Origin of the sequence: Buttiauxella sp. S19-1 (assembly GCF_022134725.1) — a bacterium.
GTDB lineage: Bacteria > Pseudomonadota > Gammaproteobacteria > Enterobacterales > Enterobacteriaceae > Buttiauxella > Buttiauxella ferragutiae.
Genome location: NZ_JAHWLU010000261.1, coordinates 1 through 912, shown reverse-complemented (window position 1 = coordinate 912; position 912 = coordinate 1). Strand labels below are relative to the sequence as shown.

Genomic DNA, 912 nt, shown 5'->3' with positions numbered 1-912 from the left:
AGGTACAACGTCTGGTGGTGAAGCATCACAGTGAATGGCTGAAGGATGGTATGTCGGCGTTGTGGCAGGCGGCTCTGGATGAACAGGAAAAAAGCTACCCTGAACTGGCATTGTATAATAAGGAGTACGTTAACAAGCTGGTGTGGATGAAGGATGTGCCGGAAATCCGCAGAAGTGATGCCTTGTGGCATATGCATCCGGTGGTGTTTTTGGATGCTCTTAACTTTGTGAATACACAATGTTATTGCTACAAACAAGGAATTGTTGATAGTCCGTGCCAATCGGGAAGGCAAGATATAACTAAGGAGAATTTTGAAGTTCTTTCTGACCAACTGGGTATAGAACGAGAAGTTTTAAGAGCAATTGCAGTAGCTGAAACGGGTGATAAGATACCGTTTAAACAATATGTAAGTGGTGTGAAACACGCAACCATCCTATATGAAAGGCATTTCATGAAAAGATTATCCTTGGTTCAGGGGATAAGCCCTGAAACAGTTCATGATATAGAGTCTACTGAGCCGAATATTATACATTCGTATGATAGTAGTTATCGTCATGGATTAGATAGTGAACAATACGAAAGATTGCTAAGGGCTCGTGAGATTAACTACGATGCTGCAAATATGTCTTGTTCTTGGGGGAAGTTCCAGGTTATGGGCGAGTATTATCATCACTTGTATGAATCAACTAAAGAATTAGTTGATTCACAAAACTATTGTGCATTGCAGCATCTGCAATACTTTAAAGTGTTTCTTGTTGAGGAGAAACGAATGCTTCAACCAATGAGAGATAAGGATTGGTTAAGTATTGCTAGAAAATATAATGGCACTGGTCAGATAGGTTATGATGAAAAGATTAAAAATGCCTATGATTATTTGAAGGATGAGTGGTGATAAATGAGTGTATATAATA

1 protein-coding gene is annotated in these 912 nt (G+C 39.3%); it reads left to right on the top strand.

Going from position 1 to position 912, the window contains the following annotated elements; genetic code table 11:
• A partial coding sequence (locus MES37_RS24465; protein ID WP_237932835.1) for an N-acetylmuramidase domain-containing protein occupies positions 1-893 on the top strand: 893 nt, incomplete at its 5' end.
• Positions 894-912: the final 19 nt, after the last annotated feature.